Here is a 19,231-nt window from a genome sequence, read left to right as displayed (position 1 = left end):
TTTCTGGCCCCTTTATTCTTCGTCTACGCCGTGTTCACGGTCGAGCTTGTTCATGCGGAACGCGTAGTTGAAGATCAAAATCAAGAAGACAATGATCGACCCTTGCTGAGCGAACCAGAAACCAAGATCGGTTCCGCCCACCGCGATGCCGGAAAGCATCGGGCGCAGCAGAATGCCGAATCCGAATGATACGATCGCCCAGATAATCAGGCTGATCACAATGATGCGCAAATTGGCGGACCAATATGCGTCGTTTGATGAGTTGTCGGCCATGAAAGCCTCCTCCCTGTGAAGTTCCTCCAACGGGGTCGCGCTTGCGCCCCCGCCCTTCCCTTTCTTATGCGATCGCTTCCTGAACGATCTCACTAAGGTCACCTGCAATGGTATCGATGGCCTTCATGGCATCGACCTTCTGCAAGCTGCCCTTGCCCGCGTAATAGGCAATGAGCGGTGCCGTTTGTGCGTGATAGGCCACTAGGCGGCTTCCCACGGTTTCGGCGTTATCGTCGGCTCGGCGTTTCATGTCCGTGCCGCCGCATTTGTCGCAGACGCCATCCTTGGCGGGCTGCTTAAATTCGTCGTGATACCCCTCACCGCAACCGCCACAGGTGTAACGGCCCGAAATACGGGTCACCATTGCAGCGTCATCAACCTCAAGGCTGACGGCTGCGTTAATCTTCTGACCGCTTTCCGCAAGCAGGGCGTCCAGCGCCTCGGCTTGAACGGTGGTGCGGGGGAAACCGTCAAGGATCACGCCGCGGGCCGCATCGGCATCTGCCAGACGATCACGCAGAATATTGATCACGATCTCGTCCGAGACCAGCTCACCTGCTTCCATAACGGCTTTTGCAGCAAGGCCCGCGTCAGACCCTGCTGCGACTGCTGCGCGCAGAAGATCTCCGGTGGACAGCTGAACAAGTCCGAACTTGTCTTCCAGCATCCGGGCCTGCGTGCCCTTCCCGGCGCCCGGAGGGCCGAGAAGGATCAGAACGGGCGCGGCGGTTGTCGTCGCAACGTCCATTATGCGCCAGCCTTCTGCATGCGGTTGTCGATCAGATCTTCAACCACTGACGGATCGGCCAGTGTCGAGGTGTCGCCCAGCGACCCAAAGTCATCCTCGGCGATCTTGCGCAGAATGCGGCGCATGATCTTGCCCGAACGTGTTTTCGGCAGGCCCGGGGCCCACTGGATGTGATCGGGGCTGGCGATCGGGCCGATTTCCTGACGGACCCAGTTGCGCAGCTCGACCTTCAGATCGTCGGTATACTCTTCGCCGTCCATCAAGGTGACGTAGCAATAGATGCCCTGCCCCTTGATGTCGTGCGGAAAGCCAACCACGGCGGCCTCTGAGACCTTGGCATGCGCGACCAGAGCGCTTTCCACTTCGGCAGTACCCATGCGGTGGCCCGATACGTTGATCACATCGTCCACTCGGCCGGTGATCCAGTAATAGCCATCCGCGTCACGGCGGCAGCCGTCACCGGTGAAGTAATAGCCCTTATAGTCCGCGAAATAGGTCGCGACGAAACGGTCATGGTCGCCATAGACCGTGCGCATCTGGCCGGGCCAGCTGTCTTTCATGCACAGAACGCCCTCGGCTTCGGTATCAACGATCTCTTCGCCGGTGGTCGGCTCAAGGATCACAGGCTGCACGCCGAAGAAAGGCGTGGTGGCCGAACCGGGCTTGGTTGCGGTCGCGCCGGGCAGCGGGGTCAGCAGGTGACCACCGGTTTCCGTCTGCCACCAGGTGTCAACGATCGGGCAATTTCCTTTGCCGACAACGTCGTTGTACCAATTCCAGGCTTCGGGGTTGATCGGCTCGCCCACGGTGCCCAGCACCTTCAGGTCGCTCAGATCATATTTGGTCACAAATTCTTCGCCACGTGCCATCAGGGCACGGATTGCGGTGGGGGCGGTGTAGAACTGGTTCACCTTGTGCTTTTCGCACACGGCCCAGAAACGGCCAGCATCCGGATAGGTCGGAACGCCTTCGAACATCAGCGTGGTCGCGCCGTTGGCCAGCGGGCCATAGACGATATAGCTGTGGCCGGTGACCCAGCCGACGTCAGCGGTACACCAGTAAATGTCGCCTTCATGATAGTCGAAGACATACTCGTGGGTCATCGCAGCCCAAAGCAGATAGCCGCCAGTGCAGTGCTGAACACCCTTCGGCTGGCCGGTCGACCCCGACGTGTACAGGATGAACAAAGGATCTTCTGCGTTCATGACCTCGGGCGGGCAGTCAGCAGACGCGTCTGCCATCAGCGCAGTGTAAGAATGGTCACGACCATCCACCATCGGCACATCACCCCCGGTACGCTCGACCACCAGAACCGGGGTGTTGCCCAGATCGCCATGGGCCAAGGCGGCGTCGACGTTGGTTTTCAGGGGCGTGTTGCGGCCACCACGGGGGGCTTCGTCAGCGGTGATCACCAGCGAAGCGCCACAGCCTTCAACGCGAGCCGCCAGTGCCTCGGGCGAGAAGCCCGCGAATACGATCGAGTGGATCGCTCCGATGCGGGCACAGGCCAGCATCGCGTAAGACGCTTCGGGGATCATCGGGATGTAAAGAATGACGCGGTCGCCTTTGCCGACGCCCATGCCTTTCATCACGTTGGCCAGTTTCGAGACTTTCTCGTGCAGTTCGTTATACGTGATTTTCTTATCAAGGTTCGGATCATCCGATTCCCAGATGATCGCAACCTGGTCGCCACGCGTCTCAAGATGCCTGTCGATACAGTTCGCCGAGACGTTCAGTTCGCCGTCTTCGAACCATTTGATCGACACGTCAGGATGCTCAAAGGTGGTGTTCTTGATCTTGGTCGGTGTCTTCGTCCAGGACAAGCGCGTCATTTGCTCGGCCCAGAAGGCATCTGGATCATTCACCGATGCAGCGTACATCTCTTGGTATTTCGCGGCATCAATATGCGCATTCGAGACAAACTCCGCAGACGGAGCATAGGTCTTATCAGCCGTAGCTTGCGACGACATTCAGGTTCCTCCCAGATTTTCCTCCAAACGCGACCGGAGCGCGTGGGCCGGGAATTCGCCAATAAGGATTATTCCGCAACTTGCCTTGAAAACTGGAGGATTAATCACATCTAAACAACAGATTTTGTGTAAACTTGTTTAACTACCCCAATCAGACTTGTTAATTTTACCTCCAATAACTTCTTAATATACTGTTTATGCTTGTTAATATAGTGAAGTCGACAAGTTTGGAAATGTAAAAATACCCATCCCCATAGCAGCCCATATCGCTGATATTATTCCGACCATAATGATCCCATAAGGCGAACAAATCCACTCTATCACCACCTACACCCATACTCCCGGCCTTGACTTAGAGTCACCCGTGGCTTGACACCCAGTGGCCCAGCAAGGCACATCCCCAATCATGCAAAGCTCGTTCCAAGACCTTCTGTCACAGCGCCATTCCGTGCGTGCCTTCACAAATGACCCGGTTCCAAAGGCCGATCTTGAACAGATCTGCCAAGCTGCACGCAAAGCGCCCAGCGGGGCAAATCTTCAACCCGGAAAGTTCCACATCTTAACGGGAACTGCGTTGTCCGGGCTGACGGATGCTTTACAGGCTGCGCTGGACCGGAATGAACAGCCTGTCAGCGCGTATTCCTATTTCCCGATCCCGATGCCGACCGAGCTGAAGGCCCGTCAACGGGCCGCAGGATACGCCCTGTATCAAGCGCTGGGGATTGCTAAACGCGATGTGGCGGGTCGACGCGCGCAGTTTGCGCGGAACTATGCGTTCTTCGAGGCCCCCGTCGGCTTGGTCGTGACCATTGACCAAAACATGGGCAAGGGCTGCTTCATGGATCTGGGCATGTCGCTGATGGCCTTCCTTCTGGCGGCAGAGGATCTGGGATATGGCGCGACGGGGATCGGCGCGTTGGCCAATTACGGACATATTGTACATGACCATCTTGACTTGCCCGAGGATGATTTGGTGGTTTGTGGCATTGCCGTCGGAAAGAAGGACGAGGCCGCACCGGTAAACCAATTCCGCACAGAGCGTGATCCGCTGGACGTCTTCACCCGCTTTCATGGGTTCGACGACTAAGGCGCAGACAAGATCAGCGCGCTGCCCAGCCCCCCCGCAGCCGCAATAGCAGCAACGCCAACCCCACCCTGCCTCAAAAGCGCGTGATACAATCCCACGGCAAGGATCGCACCCGATGCGCCGATGGGATGGCCCCGCGCCAATGCGCCTCCGTTGGGGTTAACGAGCTCACGCGGCAGCCCCGCCCCCTGCTGACAGGCGATGGCCTGCACAGCGAAGGCCTCCATAATCTCTGCCTGGGTTAGGTCGCCGAGCGTGCGGTTCGCACGCGCCATGGCGGCGTTAATCGCGGCGACCGGAGCAATGCCCGGCAGTTCCGGGCTGCCGCCAAGGCTGGATCCGGCCTCGATCCGGATTTTCGGGGTGGAAAGCCGCGATGCAATGCGATCGGACACCACCAGAACGAAGGCGGCACCATCTGCAGCAACTGCCATATTGGCCGCCGTTATACTGCCTGTCACCACACGGGCGCGGTCACAAAGGCGCTGCGTAAGATTTCGCGTGAAGGCATCGCGCTCTTGGCGTTCAAGCGGAACAATCTCGTCCCTATGATGTCCGGTCACGGCGGCCTGATGGCTGGCCACGGCCCAGTCATCCTGCGCCTGACGCGAGATGCCCAACTTCCGGGCCAACGCCTCGGCCGCTTCGGTCATATCGGGATCACGGTCAGTCCAAGGGGTGAATTGCGCCTGGTCATAGGGTTCCGGGCCGCGCCCATCCGCAAAGGTCCGATATCGCAAAGGACGGCGGGAATAGCTTTCCGCACCGCCCGCGATCACCACATCATGTTGCCCTGACAACACCATGGCCTGCGCCAGCATCACCGCGTCCAGGCCACCACAACATTGACGATCAATGCTCAGCCCGCCGACGGTTTGCGGCAATCCCGCCGCCAAAGCCGCGACGCGGGCCGGGTTGCCGCCGGCACCCAGCGCGTTGGACAAGATGACCTCTCCCACATCCTCAGGGGCAAGGCCTGTGCGGGCCAGCAGGTCTTGGATCACCGGCGCGGCAAGGTCATGGATTTCCAGCGCCGCAAATGCGCCGCCACGTGGGACAACAGCCGTACGGCACGCGCCGATAATCCAAGCAGTGCTCATGACGCCCCCTTTGCCATATGTTCAATCGCGGGCAGGTCCGGCTTGCCAGCAGGCAGCATTGGCAGGGCTTCGACAAACAGCACCTTGCGAGGGGTCGATGGAACACCCAAAGCGATGCGGCAATGATCCTTGATTCTTACAGCCAGTGCATCTGATGGAGCGTTTTCGACTACAGCCACAAGCGACTGCCCCCGTGCAGCATCCGGCACCGCGACAACCGAGCATCTCCGTTTGCAAAGCTGCAAGATCGCGGCCTCAACCGCTTCCGGGAAAACATTGTGATCCGCAACCGTCACCATGCGCGACTTGCGGCCCAGAAGATACAGAAAGCCGTCATCATCCAACTGCGCCATCTCGCCTACTGTTAACCAACCATCTTGCCAACACGTGTCAGGACTATCACCGTCACTGTAACCATCAAACAAGTACGGGCTTTTCACCCACAGCTCGCCCGGTCCCTGCCCAACCGATCCACCCTGCGTGTCGCGCAGATCAATCTGGACCCCCGGATAGGCCCGCCCGACCGAGGCGATGGGCGTTCCACTGGGCGCGATGGTCATAAAGCTGGTTTCGGACGCCCCGAAAAATTCACACAGCTTTGCGTTTGGGAAAAGCTCGCCCAAAGCCTCTGCCGTATCCGCATCCAGCTTACCCCCGCCCGAGAAAACCAGCTGCATGTCATCAAGCGACGCAGTTTGCACCTTCAGAAGCAGCCGCAGTTGCGCGGGTGTGGCGTACAGGATCTGCGTGCCTGCCCCGGCCATTTCAGACAGCTGAGAACGCGGAGAGAGGCCCGCAAGCACCGCCAGATCCGCCCCAAGATGAAATGCCTCCAAAATGGCGAACAACACCAAGGAATGCCCCGGATCGCCCAGCACCGCATAGGGCGTATCTGCTCCCGCACCGAACTGATCGCGCGTAATCTCGAAGCTGCTGATCCAGCTTTCAGGGCGGCGCTGGATCGTTTTGGGCGCTCCACTAGAGCCAGAGCTTTGACATTGCAAAACCTGCTGCCCGTCCTTGGTCTGCCACAGCACAATCGGTGGGTCGGCGATCTGGCGGGCGCAAAGGCTGGCCCCATCACGCAGCCCCGCAATCAAATCCTGAACCGCCAAGGCCGCACGTCGCGCCTGCGCCGGGCCATTCAGGCCGGGCAGATGAACTTGACTGTCACTGTCTTGCCGAAAGCGCTGCGCGGTCACGGTATGATCCTTTGATGTGCTTGCGCCTTTCTACGTGCGTCGCACTGCAAGGGGAAGCCCAAGACAAAACGGGCGCAGCCTGCGCCGCGCCCGTTTCAGTTTCCTATCAGGCGACCTGTCAGCCGCGCACCACATAGACCGAGCAGGTCGAGTGACGCACAACCCGTGCCGCGTTCGGCCCCAGAAGATAGTCCGAGACCTCTGGCTTATGCGCGCCCAGTACAATCAGATCCGCCCCATCCGCATCTGCAGTGGTCAGGATGACATGATAGGCTTTGCCAACCCCGATGATATGACGAACTTTTTCGTTCGCCTCGGCCCCGATGGTGTTTTCAACCATTTCGGACAGAAGCGCATGCGCTTTGTCTTTGGCTTTCTGCGCGTGGCTTTCATCGAAGAATGCTCCGACCACGCTCATTCCGAAATCAGGAACGACCGTGATCACATCAAGTTGGGCATCTTCGACCTGTGCCAGCTTGAAAGCTTGCTCAAGCACTTTCGCTTCGGCTTTCGGGCGGTTGATATCAACGGCACATAGAATGGTCTTGGTCATGCCACTTCTCCTTCCATGATTTCTTCTTCCTTGGCGCGACGCGACTGCAGGAAGGCCACAAGGCCAAGCAGCAGCAGTGCCGGGATGAAGATCAGCTCTTTCGGCATCTGGTTCGAAGGCGCCTGCACTGCCGAGATCTGAACGGGATCATCCCCGTAGAAATCGAAGGTCGACAGCTTGTCAGACAACGGGGTGCCGAACATCGGTTCGTCAATCCGCATCACGTCACCTTCCGGCATCAGCGCAATACCTGACGCATCAAGACGGGCCGCGCCGCCTTCGGCTTCCGGCACGTTCAGAACCACTGTCAGGTCTTTGACTTCAAGCGTGTCAAAGTCTGGACCAGAAATCACGACACGCAGCGGATCACCGGGATTGGCGTCGCCAATCGCTTGCTCAAGCTGAGCGGGTTCGATCTGCGTGAAGGGCGGTTGAATCTGGTTCATGAAGAAGCCCGGACGGAACAGCGCGAACGCAATGACCAGAAGGGCAACAGTTTCCCAGATGCGCGACTTCGTCAGGAAGAAGCCCATGGTGCCTGCCGTGAAGACCAGAATGCCGATGGTTGCGACGATGAAGACGATAATCCCTTGCGTGATCGTCACATCAATCAACAGAAGATCCGTGTTGAAGATAAAGACAAACGGCAAGGCCACGGTGCGCAAGCTATAGAAGAACGCAGTGAAACCGGTTCGAATGGCGTCACCACCCGACACAGCTGCTGCCGCGAAACTTGCGAGCCCCACAGGGGGCGTCACGTCCGCCATGATCCCGAAATAGAAGACGAAGAGGTGTACAGCGATCAGCGGCACAACAAGGCCGGACTGCGCGCCCAGTTCAACAACAACGCCCACCATCAGCGAGGACACAACGATATAGTTCGCCGTGGTCGGCAGGCCCATCCCAAGGATCAGCGACAAGATCGCCACGAAGACCAGCATCAGGATCAGGTTGCCGCCGGACAGGAACTCGACAAAGTCCGCCATCACCTGACCAATCCCGGTCAGCGATACGGTGCCGACGATGATACCCGCCGTAGCCGTCGCTAGACCGATCCCGATCATGTTGCGTGCGCCGTCGATCATACCTTCGATCAAGTCCATCACGCCATCGCGCAGGCGCCCGGCAGGGTTGCTTTCACCCCGGAAGAACGCCTTGAACGACTTCTGTGTCAGCAGAATACCGAACAGAAGGAACGTGGCCCAAAAGGCCGACAGGCCGGGCGACTTGCGTTCGATCATTAGGAAATAGACCAGCACAATAATCGGCATCAGATAGTACAGACCCGACTTGTAAATCTTGGCCACGTCCGGCAGCTCGACCACTTCGGCATTGGGATCATCAGGTTCCAAATCGGGAACCTGTGACGCCAAATAGATCAGCGCCACGTAGATCACGAAAAGCAGGATCGACAAGATCCAGCCCGAGCCTTCCGGGAACAGCGAAACGATCCAGCCAACCGGGTACTGCGTGGCATAGCACAGAAGCGCGAAGCCTGCGAAGAAGGCGAACATCCCGCCGATGGTCTTGCCCATCGACACGACCTTGTTGCCAATAGTCGGCATTTTGTTCTTCACCGCTTCCAGATGCACGATGTACACCAGCGCGATGTAGGAAATGATCGCAGGCAGGAAGGCGTGGGTGATGACCTCGACATACGAGATGCCCACATATTCCACCATCAGGAACGCGGCTGCGCCCATAACGGGCGGCATGATCTGACCGTTCACGGACGATGCAACCTCAACCGAACCAGCTTTCTCAGCCGAGAAGCCAACGCGCTTCATCAGCGGGATGGTGAAGGTACCGGTGGTCACAACGTTTGCAATCGACGAACCCGAGATCAGGCCGGTGGCCGCCGAGCCGACAACCGCCGCTTTCGCGGGGCCGCCGCGCAGGTGGCCAAGGGCACCAAACGCCATTTTGATGAAGTAATTGCCTGCCCCAGCTCGGTCCAAAAGGGCGCCGAACAGAACAAACAGGAAGACGAACTTGGTCGACACGCCCAGCGCGATACCAAAGACACCTTCGGATGTGATCCACATATGGCTCATGGCTTTGCGAAGCGACGCACCGGCCCAGCGGATCTGGTCAGGCACAACTTCGGATGAACCGAAGAACACATAGAAAAGGAATACGATCGCAAGGGCCACCATAACGGGGCCAAGCGTGCGATACGCGGCGATGAACAGGAAGGTCAGACCCGCAAGCGCGAAATAGGCGTCAGACTGGTCGGCCAGACCGCCATTTGCGACGATCTTGTCATAGAAGAAATAGCCATAAAGCGCCAAAAACGCCCCGCCAATCCCAAGCACCCAGTCATACCACGGGATATAGTCGCGCGGGCTGGACTTAAACAAAGGATAGGCCATCGCGGCCAAGAAAATTGCGAAGGCCAGATGGAACTGGCGCGAGTTGTTGATTAGGTCACCGGGCAGCACATAAGGCGCAACGGGCGACGCCAGAAGCACCTGAAATATCGACCAGATCAGCGCAACGGCGGCGATCATCAGCCCCACTGCACCATGCGGGTTTCGCGCACCGGTATCGCTGGCGGCGACGAGCTCTTGAAGCTCCTCTTCGCTTAGCGCGCGTTCTTCTTTCGTGGACATTTGGTATCTCCCTCGGTCACCAAAGCGACCTCACTTGTTCATTCTCAAACCTAGCCCGATCTTTCGCCGGGTCATGCAATCGGGGGGCGATAAACGCCCCCCGACTGGTTTTTGTTAGCGGATCACTCGATGATACCAGCTTCTTTATAGTACTTCTCGGCACCGGGGTGCAGAGGAGCAGACAGACCAGCAGTTGCCATTTCCTTAGGGTCAAGGTTGGCGAAAGCCGGGTGCAGGCCTTTGAAGTCTTCGATGTTGTTCATGACCGACGACACAACGGCGTAAACTGCATCTTCCGATACGGCGTCCGAGCTGACGAAGGTCGCGCCTACGCCGAAGGTAGTGGTGTCAGCATCGTTGCCGCGATACATGCCGCCAGGAATGGTGGCTGTACGATAGAACGAATTGTCTTCGACCAGCTTGTTCACAACGTCACCCGACACTTCAACCAGAACCGAGTCACACGCGGTGGTGGCTTCCTGGATCGAACCCGAGGGGTGGCCAACGGTGTAAACCATGGCGTCGATCTGGTTGTCGCACAGCGCAGCCGACTGTTCCGAGGCTTTCAGCTCGGTTGCCAGTGCGAAGTCAGCCGAAGTCCAACCCAGAGCTTCCATCAGAACTTCCATGGTGCCGCGCTGACCGGAACCGGGGTTGCCGATGTTGACGCGTTTGCCTTTCAGATCTTCGAAAGTCTTGATGCCGCTGTCGGCACGGGCCACGACGGTGAAGGGCTCGGGGTGAACCGAGAATACAGCGCGCAGGCCTTCAAACTTGCCAGCATCTTCGAATTTCGACGTGCCGTTATAGGCGTGGTACTGCCAATCCGACTGAGCCACACCAAATTCCAGTTCGCCTTCGCGAATGGTGTTGATGTTGTACACCGAACCACCGGTCGATTCGACCGAGCAGCGCACGCCGTGGTCTTTACGGCCTTTGTTTACCAAACGGCAGATCGCACCACCGGTCGGATAATAAACACCTGTGACACCGCCGGTGCCAATGGTGATGAATTCTTCTGCGAAAGCAGCCGGTGCCATCACCGCAGCGGCGGTAACACCTGCAAATGCAATCTTGAATCCTTGAAACATCAGTTTTCTCCCTTGATTGATGTTTGGTTACTCGCTCCACACTTCGGCAAGCTGCCGGTTGTGAAGTTCGACTTCTGCTATTCGGTCCTGCGCGGCGACGCCAGAGCGTCCGACCACCATTCCGACGATGGCCTCGATCAAAAAGATCGTCGACACGTAGGACGAATAAAACTGCGGGCTTTCGGTCGACACGGTGAACCCTGTCGACGCGTATTCCAGCGCAGGACATGTATGCGTATCCGTGATCACCACGACAAAAACCCCTAACTCACGCGCAAGCCTGGCTGCCTTGATCACTGAAACAGCAAATGGCGGCTTGGTAACTATAAGTAGTGCATCACGTTTATCGAGACCTGACAAGGCTCCTCCTAACGAGGCACCCATGCGGTTGGCCAAAATCCAGTTATCCGCGCAAAAATTAACCATATATGACAGGTACTCTACGACGCCTGTCGACCCCAACGCACCCAGCAATAATACTTTACGCGACGCCGCCAGACGGTCGGCGACTTCGCGAATCGCATCCCGATCCAACCCGTCCATGGTCTGTTTCAGGTTGTTCTCGCACGCTGCGAAATGGGCCTGCACGAAATCCGATTTACCGTCAGCGTGGTCTTTTTGAAGCTGCCCTGCCCGGTCGGCAAAATTATTCACCTTGCGATCTAGCTTTGCACGCATGTCATCGCGCAGCTCGTCAAACCCAGGATAGTCCAGCGCGCGGGCCAACCGTGAAAACGTTGCAGGCGATACACCGCTTTGGCTCGACACGGTACGCAAAGGGCGAGACACCGCATCAAGCGGATTGGCCACAAGATAATCCGCCGCAGTACGCAATGCGCCACTGAGGTCACCATAGGCCAAAGCCAGCCTCTTTTCGAAGCTTTCGCGTTCACGCGTGCTCACGTCCAGATGCCTCCCTGCTTGGACATGTGCAGTGTTCCCTTTGTTTCACTTATTGTCAATTGCAGCATTATTTGTTTCAATGGCATCAAAATCATTGGGGTGTGCAAGGGGGTACCATGTCACATATTTTCCCACGTCATTGCAAATCAAACCTTCCTGTCGCGACGCGTGGGGAAGGAATTTACCTAATTGATTCCGAAGGGAAAAGATACCTTGATGGATCCGGTGGCGCAGCCGTGTCTTGCCTTGGTCATTCGGATCCCGACGTGGCACAGGCGATGCACGATCAGATCGACAAACTTAGCTTTGCGCATACTGGTTTTCTTACATCAGAGCCCGCAGAATCACTGGCAGATCGTCTGGTTGCCCATGCGCCCGAGGGAATCGAGCGGGTCTATTTGGTGTCCGGCGGGTCCGAAGCGGTCGAGGCCGCGCTGAAACTGGCACGCCAATATATGATCGAGACCGGGCAGGAGCAGCGCACGCGATTCATCGCCCGAAAACAAAGTTACCATGGCAACACGCTGGGCGCCTTGGGCACCGGTGGCAACATGTGGCGCCGCGCTCCGTTCGACCCTTTGATGATGTCTGCCAGCCATATCGACCCTTGCTATGAGTACCGACTGCGACACGATGGCGAAACAGAAGAGGAATACGGTCTTCGCTCGGCAAATGCATTAGAGGACGAGATTCTACGCCTCGGTCCCGAGACCGTCGTTGGCTTTCTGGCCGAGCCTGTCGTGGGCGCGACTGCGGGGGCGGTTCCTGCTGTCAAAGGCTATCTGAAGCGCATCCGCGAGATTTGCGATAAATACGAAATCCTACTGATTCTGGATGAAGTCATGTGCGGCATGGGTCGCACAGGGACGCTGTTTGCCTGCGAACAAGACGACGTGTCGCCCGACATTATCACAATCGCCAAAGGGCTTGGGGCCGGCTATCAGCCGATCGGGGCCATGCTGTGTACGGACACGATCTATGATGCGATTGCACAAGGCAGCGGTTTTTTTCAACACGGGCACACCTATATTGGCCACCCGGTCGCGTCGGCGGCTGCAGATGCCGTTGTGCGCAAGTTGACCGAAGGCGGAATGACTGCGCGCGCCGCCAAGATGGGGGATCGTCTGAACGACGCCTTGCAGGCCGAGTTCGGTCAGCACCCTCATATCGGCGACATCCGCGGACGTGGTATGTTCCGCGGGCTCGAGATCGTGGCAGATCGTGATAGCAAAGCACCTTTCGACCCGGCGCGCGGCGTCGCGGGGCGTCTGAAAAAACAGGCGTTCGAGAACGGCCTGATCTGTTACCCGATGAGCGGAACGATTGACGGGCAGCTTGGAGATCATGTGTTGCTGGCGCCCCCCTTCATCATTACGGATGATCAGATTGACGAGCTGGTGGGCAAACTGTCCAAGTCACTGGAGCAGGTACTGTGACGCCCCTTCCCAAGATCATGCTCGCCCCCAATGGCGCGCGTCTGACCAAGGCCGACCACCCTGCCCTTCCAATGACCCCAGAAGAGATTTTGGAAACCACGCAGGCCTGTCACGCTGAAGGCGTCGACGGGCTGCACCTGCATTTGCGGGATGCGCATGGAAAACATCTTCTGGATGCTGGCGCTTACGCCAGCGCGCTTGATCTGTTCCGCGCTGAAATGCCCGGCTTTCCCGTGCAAATCACGACCGAGGCCGTTGGCATGTATGACCCGGCGCACCAACGGCATGTCGCCTTGAAGTCAGGGGCGAATATGGTCTCGGCCTCGGTCCGCGAGCTGTGCCGAGATGATCACAACACGACGCGCGCGTTCTATAACGAGTGCCATCAGCGCGGCATTGCCGTGCAGCACATCCTCTATGATGTCGATGACGCCAAGCTTCTGACCCGCGTGCTGGATGACCGGTTTCTAGGCGCCCCTGAACTGCAACTGATCTTCGTGCTGGGCCGTTATGCGGTCGGGCAGAAGTCCGACCCGAGAGAGCTGGATCCGTTCCTGGACTGGCTGAAAAAATCCGACCTATCGCCCGATTGGGCCGTCTGCGCCTTTGGCCAGAACGAGACCCCTGCCCTCGTTCGCGCTGTGCAGATGGGCGGGAAATGCCGGATCGGTTTCGAGAACTCGCGTCAGAATGCAGACGGATCTATCGCAACAGACAACGCCGCGCGCGTGACCGAGTTGGTGAAAGCCTGTGCCAAACTGACTTAGGCTCTAAAACATCTTCGCACGGGCATCTGTCGGTGACATGCCAAATTGTTGCTTGAACGAACGTACCAGACTGGACCGTGTCCCAAACCCGGTCGCCGCTGCAATTTCGTGCATGGAATAACTGGTCTGTTGCACCAGCTGGCTGGCGCGTTCTAAGCGGAGACTGCGATAAATAGTCAGCGGGCTGACCCCCAGCTGTGTGGCAAAGCGGCGCTGCAGCTGGCGCGATGACACGTTCATGATCTTAGCGATCTGGACGATCGACAGCGTGTTCTCGAGATGCTCCAGCATCACCGCCACGCAGTCACCGATGATCCGATCCCCGCCGGAATAGCGCTTGATAAGATGCTCTTGCTTGCCATGGAACGGCTCGCCCGAGACCTCAAGCCCAACATAGTCGCCGAAAGTCGCAGCCGAGAACCCGCCCATTTCAGCCTCGAGCAGCTTCAGGAACAGGCGCAGGGCAGCGAAAATGCTGGTTGCACTGCAGATCCGGCCATCAATGGCGAAAGGTGCGCCGTTGTCTAAGCAAAACAGCCCCTCTTCCTCGGCCACGAACCGCAGATTTTGGTGAACGGCCAACACCGTGCGGCTGGCGCACACCGATTTGCACAGGGCGAACACTCCGCCCCCGACCAATACACATTGGCGGCTCAAGCGCAGCAATTGATGCGCTCGATTCAGTTGCTTGTTGTCCAACTGCCAGCGGGCGTGAAAATCGCTCCAGAATACGACGGTGCGACCCCGCCAATAGGCCTGATCGTGGGTTGGGCAGCTGTCCAATGTGTAGACCGACAGATCGCGCGGCGTTTCTGCGTTGGTGAACTGATCGAGCGAGATGAAGAAGTCGCGAAAGACGCTTGCAAGTGCGACATGGCTGCGATCAGGAACGATGATTGTGATGCCCTGAATAGGTCCGATAGCAGACAGATCGTTCATGGGCGCCATTAAAGTGTTTTGAATATTCATAGATGCATCCCGTTATCTGGTACGACATTATGAGACCCCGCCCGACCCCAATAGGACCGGGCGGGGGAAGGGTTTATGCCTCGTCTTCGTAGGCGTCCATCGGCGGACAGGTGCAAATCAGGTTGCGGTCGCCATAGGCGTTGTCCACGCGGTTCACTGCCGGCCAGTACTTGTCAACACCCAGGTTGCCGGGAGGGAAGCAAGCCTGTTCGCGGGTGTACGGACGATCCCATTCGCCCACCAGATCACGCACCGTATGGGGGGCGTGTTTCAGCGGGTTGTTTTCGGGATCGATCTTACCGTCGATGATGTCCTGCGCCTCTGCCCGGATGGACAGCATAGCCTCGCAGAAGCGATCCAGCTCGGCCTTGGGTTCGCTTTCCGTCGGCTCGACCATCAGCGTGCCAGCCACCGGCCACGACATGGTCGGCGCGTGGAAGCCACTGTCGACCAGACGCTTAGCCACGTCATCCACAGTCACGTTACCCTCGTCCGCCAGCGGGCGGGTGTCGAGGATGCATTCGTGCGCCACACGGCCAGTCTTGGACGTGTACAGAATGTTGTACCCATCCTGCAGACGCGCCGCAATGTAGTTGGCGTTCAAGATCGCAACTTTGGTGGCTTGGGTCAGACCCGCACCGCCCATCAGCAGAACATAAGCCCAGCTGACCGGCAGGATCGAGGGAGAGCCGAATGGTGCAGCCGACACCGGACCAACGGCAGTGCCGTATTCCGGGTGACCCGGCAGGTGCTCGGTCAGGTGAGCTTTCACACCAATCGGACCCATGCCGGGGCCGCCCCCTCCATGCGGAATGCAGAAGGTCTTGTGCAGGTTCAGGTGGCTGACGTCACCGCCCACATCACCCGGACGGGCAAGGCCGACCATGGCGTTCATGTTGGCGCCGTCGATATAGACCTGACCGCCGTGATCATGGGTGATCTGGCAAACCTCTTGCACGGTTTCCTCGAACACGCCGTGGGTCGACGGATAGGTGATCATGCAGGCCGCAAGATCATCCGAGTGCTGGATCGCCTTCGAACGGAAATCTTCCAAATCGATGTTGCCATCGTCATCCGATTTCACGACCACAACCTTATAGCCCACCATCTGCGCAGACGCCGGGTTGGTGCCGTGCGCCGAAGTTGGGATCAGGCAGATGTTGCGGTGCGCTTCGCCACGTGCCGCGTGATAGTTGCGGATGGTCAGAAGACCCGCGTATTCACCCTGCGCACCCGAGTTCGGCTGCTGCGAAATCGCGTCATATCCGGTGATCTGGCACAGCTTGTCGTTCAGGTCGGCGATCATCTCGTGATAGCCTTGCGCCTGATCCTCAGGGCAGAACGGGTGCAGGTTTCCGAACTCGGGCCATGTGACCGGGATCATCTCGACCGTCGCGTTCAGCTTCATGGTGCACGAACCCAGCGGGATCATGGCACGGTCCAGCGCCAGATCGCGGTCAGCCAGACGACGCATATAGCGGGTGATCTCGGCCTCGGCCCGATTCTTGTGGAAGATCGGGTGGGTCAGATAGGCGCTTTCACGCAGGGCATAATCCGGCAGGCGATACGCAACCTTCGAGCTGTCATCCTGACGGTCGATGCCAAAGGCTCCCCAGACGGCTTCGATGGTTTCCGCACGGGTTTGTTCGTCAAGGCTGATGCCGACTTTGGTCTCGCCGACTTTGCGCAGGTTCACACCGCGTGCAACGGCAGCCTCCATAACAGTTTTCTGCAGCGGGCCGACCTCGACGGTGATGGTGTCGAAGAAGACCTCCGGCTCAACTGAGAAGCCATGCTCTTCCAGACCAGCAGCCAGACGCGATGTTTTGCGGTGCACCGACTGGGCAATCGCTTTGATGCCATCGGGGCCGTGATACACGGCATACATCGACGCAATGACGGCCAGCAGAGCCTGTGCGGTACAGACGTTCGAGTTCGCCTTTTCGCGGCGGATGTGCTGCTCGCGGGTTTGCAAGGCCAGACGATAGGCTTTGTTGCCACGCGCATCGATCGACACACCGATGATACGGCCGGGCATGGCGCGCTTCAACTTGTCGGTCGTCGCCATATAAGCAGCGTGCGGGCCTCCATACCCCATCGGAACGCCGAAACGCTGGGTCGAACCAACAGCGATGTCTGCGCCCATTTCGCCCGGCGATTTCAGCAGTGCCAGCGCCAGAATGTCGGCGGCGACCACGGCAATCGCTTTGTGTTCATGCAAGGCTTCGATTTCCTTGGTGAAGTCACGCACATGGCCTTCCGTACCCGGATATTGGAAGATCGCGCCAAACACGGCGCCCGCGTCCAAGGCATCGGGGTCGGCAACCTGTACATCAATGCCCAAAGGCTCGGCCCGGGTTTTGATCACAGCGATGGTCTGCGGGTGACAGTTCTTATCAACAAAGAACGCAGCGTTGTTGGCTTTCGAGCGCGAACCGCGATGCGCCATGGCCATAGCTTCGGCAGCGGCGGTGGCTTCGTCCAGCAGCGATGCGTTGGCCACTTCCAGACCGGTCATATCCGAGACCATGGTCTGATAGTTCAAAAGCGCTTCCAGACGGCCTTGCGAAATCTCGGGCTGATAGGGCGTATAGGCCGTGTACCAAGCCGGGTTCTCCAAAATGTTACGCAGAATGGGCGCAGGCGTCGTGGTGCCATAGTACCCCTGCCCGATCAGCGAAGTCAGAACCTTGTTCTTCGACGCGACCTGTTTCATGTGGAAAAGCGCGTCACGCTCGGACATGGCGGGACCCCAGTCCAGCGCCTCTTCTTGGCGGATCGCGGGCGGAACCGTTGCGTCGATCAGTTCATCAAGCGTCTTGAAGCCAATCACCTTCAGCATATCGCGCATCTCGGTCGGAGAGGGGCCGATATGGCGGCGGTTGGCGAAGTCATAGGCTTCGTAGTCGGTCAGTTTGAAGGCCATGCTTTGATCCTCGTGCAGGGGGGAAGTAACCCGCCAGAAACCCGGCGGGCGGTCTGTTCTTATCCGATCAGGGCTTTGTAGCCATCCAGATCCATCAGGTCGTCCAGCTGCGACGCGTCCGCCAGCTTGACCTTATAGATCCAGGCGTCGCCTTCCGGGCTTTCGTTCAATGCACCGGGAGTGTCTTCCAAAGCACCGTTGGCTTCAACCACTTCACCATCCACCGGCGCATAGATTTCCGATGCGGCTTTCACGCTTTCGATCACGCCGATCTCGTCGCCTTTTTCGAACTCGTCACCGCTTTCGCGCTGCTCGATGAAGACGATCTCGCCCAGCTGGTCAGCAGCGTGTTGTGTGATGCCGATGGTGGCAATGTCGCCCTCAACGGTGATCCATTCGTGCTCTTCAGAGTAATAGGTAGTCATGTCAGGATGTTCCCTGTCTTAGCGTTTGTAGTTTTGCTGCACGAAGGGCAGCGCGACAATCTCGGCAGGCTGGGCCTTGCCACGAATGATAAGGTTCACTTTCTCGCCAACCTCGCCGTGGCCCTTGGCCACATAACCCATGGCAACCGGACCGCCGACGGTCGGGCCAAAACTGCCCGAGGTAATCTCGCCGATGGTGTTGCCTTCGGCACATTGGATTTCCACGTGCTGACGGGCGGGGGCGCGACCTTCGGGCTTGATGCCGACCAGCTTTTTCGCGGCACCTTCGACCAGCTCGCGCTGGATGCGATCCGCACCCGGGAAGCCGCCCTCTTCTTTACGACGCTTCTGGATGGCCCAGCTAAGGCTTGCCTCGATGGGCGAGGTCGACTGGTCGATATCATTGCCATAAAGGCACAGACCCGCTTCCAGACGCAGGCTGTCACGTGCACCCAGACCGGCGGGTTCGCAATCGTCATGGGCCAAGAAGGCGCGTGCAACGGCATCGGCCTGATCTTCGGGGATCGAAATCTCATAGCCATCTTCACCGGTATAACCCAGACGCGAGATGCGGCACTCGACACCGTTGATGTCTGCGACGGTGGTTTCCATGAAGGTCAGGTCACGGGCAGCGGGGCAAAGTTCACCCACCACATCTTCGGCCTTGGGGCCTTGCACGGCGACCAGAGCGCGGTCGAAGATTTCAATCACTTCGACGCCGTCCAGATTGGCGGCCATGTGCGGAATGTCTTGATGACGCATCGAGGCATTCACCACGACAAAGAAATGATCCCCAGCGTTCGAGACGATCAGGTCATCCATGATGCCGCCGTCTTCGTTGGTGAAGAAGCCATAGCGCGCTTTGCCTTCTTTCAACGTGGCATAGGCCTGCGGGCAGATGCTTTCCAGCTTCTCGCCGATACTGTCGCCTTTCAGGATCACCTGCCCCATGTGGCTGACATCAAAAAGCGCGGCTTTCTCGCGGCAGTGTTTATGCTCGCCCATAATCCCCATCGGGTATTGAACGGGCATTTCCCAGCCAGCGAAGTCAACCATCTTGCCGCCAAGTTCGACATGCAGGTCATAAAGTGGAGTGCGTTTGGGGGTGTCGGTCATGGCCGTTACCTTTCATTGCAGTACAGCGGTATCTCAGGCATCGCAACGCGGAT

At 58.2% G+C, this 19,231-nt stretch carries 16 protein-coding genes; 3 read left to right on the top strand and 13 right to left on the bottom strand.

All coding sequences use genetic code 11. The annotated features are described in order from the left end of the window. Positions 1-12: 12 nt before the first annotated feature. The 3 genes from FIL88_RS02715 to acs all read right to left on the bottom strand — a co-directional run bounded on the left by FIL88_RS02715 (position 13) and on the right by acs (position 2,991). Positions 13-273: a DUF4212 domain-containing protein gene (locus FIL88_RS02715; protein ID WP_142852272.1), complete on the bottom strand. Its 261-nt coding sequence runs from the start codon at positions 271-273 to the stop codon at positions 13-15. A 64-nt stretch (positions 274-337) separates the two neighbouring features. Beyond that, positions 338-1,021 carry an adenylate kinase gene (locus FIL88_RS02710; protein WP_142852271.1) on the bottom strand — a complete coding sequence of 228 codons (684 nt, stop codon included), beginning with the start codon at positions 1,019-1,021 and terminating at the stop codon, positions 338-340. After that, complete coding sequence (acs, locus tag FIL88_RS02705) at positions 1,021-2,991, bottom strand: acetate--CoA ligase (RefSeq protein ID WP_142852270.1); 1,971 nt, start codon at positions 2,989-2,991, stop codon at positions 1,021-1,023. Before acs ends, FIL88_RS02710 begins: the two co-directional genes overlap by 1 nt. A gap of 406 nt (positions 2,992-3,397) precedes the next feature. On the opposite strand from acs, the gene FIL88_RS02700 reads away from it, so the two are divergent. Then, positions 3,398-4,078: a nitroreductase gene (locus FIL88_RS02700; RefSeq protein WP_142852269.1), complete on the top strand. Its 681-nt coding sequence runs from the start codon at positions 3,398-3,400 to the stop codon at positions 4,076-4,078. Here FIL88_RS02700 and FIL88_RS02695 read toward each other — a convergent pair. From FIL88_RS02695 to FIL88_RS02670, 6 genes are all read right to left on the bottom strand, one after another. Next, positions 4,075-5,178 carry a thiolase family protein gene (locus FIL88_RS02695; RefSeq protein ID WP_142852268.1) on the bottom strand — a complete coding sequence of 368 codons (1,104 nt, stop codon included), beginning with the start codon at positions 5,176-5,178 and terminating at the stop codon, positions 4,075-4,077. The genes FIL88_RS02700 and FIL88_RS02695 overlap by 4 nt on opposite strands. Beyond that, on the bottom strand, positions 5,175-6,380 hold the full coding sequence (locus FIL88_RS02690) for an AMP-binding protein (RefSeq protein WP_142852267.1): 1,206 nt from the start codon (positions 6,378-6,380) through the stop codon (positions 5,175-5,177). The genes FIL88_RS02695 and FIL88_RS02690 overlap by 4 nt, the downstream gene beginning before the upstream one ends. Positions 6,381-6,498: 118 nt before the next feature. Continuing rightward, positions 6,499-6,933, bottom strand: coding sequence for a universal stress protein (locus tag FIL88_RS02685; protein WP_142852266.1), 435 nt, complete (start codon positions 6,931-6,933; stop codon positions 6,499-6,501). Continuing rightward, positions 6,930-9,545, bottom strand: coding sequence for a TRAP transporter permease (locus FIL88_RS02680; RefSeq protein ID WP_142852265.1), 2,616 nt, complete (start codon positions 9,543-9,545; stop codon positions 6,930-6,932). Before FIL88_RS02680 ends, FIL88_RS02685 begins: the two co-directional genes overlap by 4 nt. A 122-nt stretch (positions 9,546-9,667) precedes the next feature. Beyond that, entirely contained in the window at positions 9,668-10,636 is a 969-nt protein-coding gene (locus tag FIL88_RS02675; protein WP_142852264.1) for a TAXI family TRAP transporter solute-binding subunit, read from the bottom strand. 27 nt (positions 10,637-10,663) lie between these two features. Beyond that, on the bottom strand, positions 10,664-11,539 hold the full coding sequence (locus FIL88_RS02670; RefSeq protein WP_246066593.1) for a MurR/RpiR family transcriptional regulator: 876 nt from the start codon (positions 11,537-11,539) through the stop codon (positions 10,664-10,666). A gap of 116 nt (positions 11,540-11,655) precedes the next feature. Between FIL88_RS02670 and FIL88_RS02665 the strand changes: the two genes are divergently transcribed. Together FIL88_RS02665 and FIL88_RS02660 are read left to right on the top strand one after the other, a co-directional pair. Beyond that, entirely contained in the window at positions 11,656-12,975 is a 1,320-nt protein-coding gene (locus FIL88_RS02665) for an aspartate aminotransferase family protein (RefSeq protein ID WP_142852263.1), read from the top strand. After that, entirely contained in the window at positions 12,972-13,742 is a 771-nt protein-coding gene (locus tag FIL88_RS02660) for a beta-keto acid cleavage family enzyme (RefSeq protein ID WP_142852262.1), read from the top strand. Before FIL88_RS02665 ends, FIL88_RS02660 begins: the two co-directional genes overlap by 4 nt. A 3-nt stretch (positions 13,743-13,745) precedes the next feature. On the opposite strand, the gene FIL88_RS02655 is transcribed toward FIL88_RS02660, so the two are convergent. The 4 genes from FIL88_RS02655 to gcvT form a co-directional block, all read right to left on the bottom strand. Continuing rightward, a complete protein-coding gene (locus FIL88_RS02655; protein ID WP_221931120.1) occupies positions 13,746-14,681 on the bottom strand; it encodes a helix-turn-helix domain-containing protein in 936 nt (311 codons plus the stop codon). A 103-nt stretch (positions 14,682-14,784) separates the two neighbouring features. Then, positions 14,785-17,637 (bottom strand): aminomethyl-transferring glycine dehydrogenase, encoded by a 2,853-nt coding sequence (gene gcvP / locus FIL88_RS02650; protein ID WP_142852260.1) that lies wholly within the window; start codon positions 17,635-17,637, stop codon positions 14,785-14,787. A 59-nt stretch (positions 17,638-17,696) separates the two neighbouring features. Next, positions 17,697-18,062, bottom strand: coding sequence for a glycine cleavage system protein GcvH (gcvH, locus tag FIL88_RS02645; protein ID WP_142852259.1), 366 nt, complete (start codon positions 18,060-18,062; stop codon positions 17,697-17,699). An 18-nt stretch (positions 18,063-18,080) separates the two neighbouring features. After that, entirely contained in the window at positions 18,081-19,178 is a 1,098-nt protein-coding gene (gcvT, locus tag FIL88_RS02640) for a glycine cleavage system aminomethyltransferase GcvT (RefSeq protein ID WP_142852258.1), read from the bottom strand. Positions 19,179-19,231: the final 53 nt, after the last annotated feature.

Source organism: Aliiroseovarius halocynthiae (genome assembly GCF_007004645.1).
Lineage (GTDB): Bacteria > Pseudomonadota > Alphaproteobacteria > Rhodobacterales > Rhodobacteraceae > Aliiroseovarius > Aliiroseovarius halocynthiae.
This window is presented reverse-complemented; position numbering and strand designations above follow the sequence as displayed.